The organism is Gammaproteobacteria bacterium (assembly GCA_029862005.1).
Lineage (GTDB): Bacteria > Pseudomonadota > Gammaproteobacteria.
This window is the reverse complement of the sequence record JAOTYD010000084.1, coordinates 1-4023: the sequence shown is the minus strand read 5'-3', so window position 1 is coordinate 4023 and position 4023 is coordinate 1. Positions and strand designations below refer to the sequence as shown.

Sequence of the window (4023 nt, the reverse complement as noted above, 5' to 3'; positions counted from 1 at the left end):
AGGCTCGATTTGGGATTCGTTACAGGCCCGTTTGAGCGGCCCGGTTACAAGAGTGTCACCGTTCAGCGAGATTCCTTTGTCGCGGTTTTCTATGAAAATCATCCACTGGCAGAAAAAGAGTCAATTCATCTCTCTGAACTTACCAAGGAACCATTCATACTCGGTAGTCAGGAAGATTGGAAACATTATCATGATCACTTGTTTCGAATTTGTCGTAATGCAGGATTTGTTCCTGACATTGTGCAGCGGGCGTTCAATATTGAAGGAATATTTGGCCTGGTTGCATGCGAAATGGGTATTACCATTCAAGTAACTTGCGTGAACAATTATCTACGCAGGGGGCTGGTGGTTAGACCGATCCATGGCATCGAAGACACCGTTCCGACCATGGCTGTCTGGAAGCATAAGGATGAACTGTCAACTCGGCAGACCTTTGGTCGGTTTCTATTGGACCGTGAGCCTGTTTAAAAGCACCACTCAAGGTCAGTGCTCATTACGATGAATAATCTATTAGAGTTCGTCTACGAAGGGTTATCTCAGGGCACGTAGCCAATTCTGTTGCTTCTGTTCCAAGCGTCTCCTTAGGGTCGTTAGTCGCCGCCTGATATCTCATCCTGAGGGTCTGTTTTCTCGTAAGCAGACACTGAAAATCGCTACCTGGGCTTCTGAGTTCGGCCAGAAGCGGACTCCTGACAACCAAGCCATAATATGTAGAGATTAGATGATCCCTGTACCCAGCCCGATAGCCACCAGGATCAGCATCACGCCCACGAGCCTCTGCACGGTTTTCATTGTCACCTTCTTCATCAATCTGGAACCGGCGAAGGCCCCGATAAAAGCGGCCAGGGTTGCCGCCGCCACAAGCCCAATGCCGCCGGCCTCCGCGACCTGATCGAAGTGCCTGGAGAAGAATGTCACGCCGTAGGTAGCCAGGCGAAACAGGTCCACAACGACTGCGCACACCACCCCGGTGCCAATAAAAGCCTCTTTCTCCAGTCCACAGCGGATCAATACGGCCGACCGCAACGCCCCCTGAAGCCCGGACAGCCCGCCAAAGAATCCGGACAGCGCCCCGCCCAGGGGAACAAGCTCTCGCCTGAATTGAAGTCTCTCCTCCAGGGCAGGTACAAGCTCCAGCACGGCAACCAGGGCGATCAACGCCCCGATTACAAGCTTCACGATTGTGACCTGGCACAGCCGAGCACCCAGCGAGTAGGTGGCCAGCACCGGCAGATCGGCTAGAAAGGTCAACAGAAACGCACCGACTGCCGCCATCAAGGCTCCGGGAATAGCGAACCGGGCTACCACCCCCCAGTCCGAGTAGCGCCACATCAGGCTCAGTTTGAATAGATTGTTCGCCAGATGCACCACTGCCGTTGCGGCCACAGCCACCTGGATCGGAAAAAAGATCGCAAACGCTGGCATCAGCAGCGTGCCGACACCGAATCCCGAAAACAGCGTCAGCCCGGACACGAGCAATGCAACGGCGCACAAAACTAGGTAGGCCACGTAACTTGCGCCCATCGCTTTCTCCCGAGATTAAGATCAATTCCAGGAACAGTATATCTGTTAAGTGGTGGAGTCCGCTCCAGCTTGTTTCTCGTCGCCCATCTAATTTTTAAGTGAGCGCCTAAGCCCAGTCATCCAGTCCTAACAAAGAAACTGGCTGTGATAGTATTTGTGGATAAAAACCCACTCGGCCTATTCACTAGTCAAGGAGGCGTCTATGCATATCACAAAAATGCTGTCGGCTATTGTATTGATGACGCTGGTATTTGGCACGGTAGTAGCCAATACAGACCTCAAAGAACCTACTGTCGTGCTATACAACGGCAATTTTCTAATTACTGAACGTGGCGGTGATTCTACAAGTGCGCCTGGGTCGGTAAATGTTTGGGGACGGAACATTTATGCGATGGCTTATCGAGGTAACAAAATTAGCTTCGTTGGTAACCGCTGGCAATTATGGCGATTTCTATTTCGGCAGTATCTTCGCCATCGCCCCGTAGTAGCGGTCAACCTCCATGGGAAAACAGTAATGCCCGGCATTGTTGATGCTCACACACACTATTTCAATGATGCCGACAGATTCGTAACCTGGGAGCAAAATTACTATGAGGCTATCAGTCCTGCAGTCCCCCGAGGCCCCATGTCATTGGGTCAAGCACAACAAATACTAATTGAAAACGGGTTTACCACAATTGGCGATTTGTTTAATGATCCCACGGACCTGGTACTCATGCAGGCATTCGACGGTGCCGGAGACCTAAAAGTCAAAACAAGCCTTTATTTAAGTTACAACGGCCCGTGCGGAGACGTGCCGGACTTTCTAGGTGACTGGTACAAGTTACACCCGCCGACTAGAGCGCCAGGCGAAACACTAAGAATTAACGGTGTCAAAATTTTTGCCGATGGCGGTTCATGCAATCGTGACGCAAGGAGTTATGAATTAACGCCGGGTGGAGGATTCGGGGATTTGTATTTCACTGCAAGTGAACTTGCTACTCTGGTCAGTGAGATGGACAGTCTGGGCTACCAGGTAGCAATTCATACGATTGGGGATCGAGCGGTTGATTCGGCACAACAAGCCCTTGCCACGGTACTGGGGGGAAGACCAAACGTTTTGCGCCATCGGATGGAACATAATCGGGTTATCCGTCCTGATCAGTTACCACGCTATGCCGAAGTCGGTATTATTCCAACTATTTTCGGGTGGGCCTGGGTTTGCGATCCTCGTGTCATACCACCACCTTATCAAAGCTGGGAATGGCCTTATCGAGCATTAGTAGATGCCAATCCTGGATTGCCCATCGCCTGGCATGGAGACGATCCGTACCTAGGCCCGGTGAATCCCTTCTGGGAAATGCAGAGCCTGGTCACGAGAACCGAGCCCGACTTTATGCCGGGAAGTACGGCCTTGTGCGAACCTGCGCCCTGGATTTCAAGCGGAAAGCTGTTAACTGTGCCAGAAGTATTGAGAATGATGACCATTAATTCAGCCTACGCCCTGGATCGCGACCAGGAAGTAGGATCCATTAAAAAGGGTAAATACGCGGATTTACTAATACTCTCGCACAATCCATTGTCGACACCTGAACGCGAACTAAAAGATATAAATGTCGAAATGACGATGATCAACGGAACCGTTGAGTATTGTTCAGCCGATATCGCATCTAGCGATTCATTTTGGTTTGAGCGCTGCCCCTAAATATCTATAGGCCGCCAAATATATCGGCAAACGAAAGCCTGAGTTAGTTCGTTTCTCGCCGTTGAATCAATAGATTTAGGGTCAGTTTTCTCGAAAGCTGACGCTGGCGTACCCAGGCCAAGCTGCAGAAATCGGCCAGAAACGGACGCTCAGCAACTCCGAAATAATATGTTATCGAGTCAAAAACCTTATAATCTGGCTGTTGTGAGGCAAGAAGCTACGAGAAAATATACAAACCACGAAATCCTATCGATGCAAGGTAAGCACGCGTTCTTTTTACTTTTAGTTATCCCAACTTCGAGCCTGGCGTCAACCGACGGACTTGGGAGTGTTTTGTTCGGTTACGTGTCGATATATCTGCTAATACCCATACTAGTTTTGGTGCCGACATTAAGAATGCTCCATCAATCTAAGAAAGATACGAATTTGAAAAAATTTGTGTTTCCTTCATTGGCAGTTGCATTTGTTTCATTGGTAATCCTGTTTGCACTTGCAACGCAATATTTTAGCTTCAACTTTAGACCTCCCTATAAAAATGAACTTTGGGAATGCCTCTATTTGCTCGTGCTACCATCAGCATATTTTCTTTTTCAAAAAGGAAATAAACCAAATGCCTCATAACAAGCGCATGCAGTCGGACAAAGTGCTCGCTACGCTAACGATTTGATGTGGGCGTGAGAGTCCGAGTTGGGTCGTTAACTGCCGCTGATGGCATAAAAATGAGGGTCCGCTTCTGGGTTGGATTGACTCCAATTGGCCGATCTGGGTGTGGTGCCGATAACTACCGTTGATCCAGATATTATATGGCCTTTTCT

Annotated in this window: 3 protein-coding genes; 2 read left to right on the top strand and 1 reads right to left on the bottom strand. The window is 49.4% G+C overall.

Features of this window, described 5'->3' with window-relative positions:
* Positions 1-468 (top strand): LysR family substrate-binding domain-containing protein (locus tag OES20_18920; GenBank protein ID MDH3636765.1); only part of this gene is annotated, 468 nt, incomplete at its 5' end.
* A gap of 249 nt (positions 469-717) precedes the next feature.
* Here OES20_18920 and OES20_18915 read toward each other — a convergent pair.
* Positions 718-1524, bottom strand: a complete 807-nt coding sequence (locus OES20_18915) for a sulfite exporter TauE/SafE family protein (protein MDH3636764.1) — start codon at positions 1522-1524, stop codon at positions 718-720.
* A gap of 202 nt (positions 1525-1726) precedes the next feature.
* Here OES20_18915 and OES20_18910 point away from each other — a divergent pair, with 202 nt between their 5' ends.
* Complete coding sequence (locus tag OES20_18910; GenBank protein ID MDH3636763.1) at positions 1727-3208, top strand: amidohydrolase family protein; 1482 nt, start codon at positions 1727-1729, stop codon at positions 3206-3208.
* Positions 3209-4023 lie beyond the last annotated feature (815 nt).

Bases quoted from the DNA above. Each gene is read 5' to 3' on its own strand.
- OES20_18910 (MDH3636763.1), top strand. From the start codon at position 1,727: ATGCATATCACAAAAATGCTGTCGGCTATTGTATTGATGACGCTGGTA.
- OES20_18915 (MDH3636764.1), bottom strand. From the start codon at position 1,524: ATGGGCGCAAGTTACGTGGCCTACCTAGTTTTGTGCGCCGTTGCATTG.